Origin of the sequence: Shewanella sp. CAL98-MNA-CIBAN-0140 (assembly GCF_040309905.1) — a bacterium.
Classification (GTDB): Bacteria; Pseudomonadota; Gammaproteobacteria; order Enterobacterales; family Shewanellaceae; genus Shewanella; species Shewanella psychromarinicola.
This window is the reverse complement of sequence record NZ_JBEOPI010000098.1, coordinates 1-702: the sequence shown is the minus strand read 5'-3', so window position 1 is coordinate 702 and position 702 is coordinate 1. Positions and strand designations below refer to the sequence as shown.

General features: G+C 43.6%; 2 protein-coding genes. Both read right to left on the bottom strand.

The annotated features are described in order from the left end of the window. On the bottom strand, positions 1–554 hold a 554-nt coding region (locus AAEY93_RS20330; protein WP_351079439.1), incomplete at its 3' end, for an IS3 family transposase. Continuing rightward, positions 491–702: transposase (locus tag AAEY93_RS20325; protein WP_502959569.1), on the bottom strand; the 212-nt coding region annotated here is incomplete at its 5' end. The genes AAEY93_RS20325 and AAEY93_RS20330, both read right to left, overlap by 64 nt.

The following is a 702-nucleotide window of genomic DNA, read 5'->3' as shown; positions in this document are numbered from 1 at the left end:
GTATTAGGACTGTCAGAGCACGCCCAACCCACTATCTTTCTCGCGTATAAATCCATTACCACCGCTAAATAGAGCCATTTCGTTCCAGACCAAACATAGGTCACATCACCACACCAAACCTGATTTATTGCTTCAACGTTAAACTGCCGCTTTAACAAATTAGGGGCTATTTTAGATTCATCATTTGCTATCTTGTAACGATGCTTTCTGGGTTGATTACTAATTAGCCCTGCATCTCTCATTAAACTCGCGGCCTTATAACGGCCAACATTTTCACCCAGTTGATTAAGCTGACCTGCTATCGTTCTTGCCCCTGCAGAGCCACGACTATCACGGTGGATTGCAATTGCTTGCTGGCGCAATTTTTCACGCTCAGGTTTCACTAACCCACGGTGTTTGAGATGGTAATGATAGCTGCTTCGCGGTATTTCAAATAAATGGCAAAGCTGTTTGACGATGTTCTGCTCTCTCGATAACGATTCAATTAACGCTATCGTTTGATGTTGTCTTGCATTAAGAGAGCGGTAGCCTTTTTTAGGATGTCTTTCTCCCATTCAATCTTCTTAATTTGCGCTTCAAGCTCTTGAATTCGTTTTTGCTCAGGAGTGATGGCATGAGATGATGGGGTAATACCTTCAAATTCTTGTCTAAGTTGAGTCACCCAACGTCTAATCGCTGTTGGACCTGCCCCTGTAGCCTTGG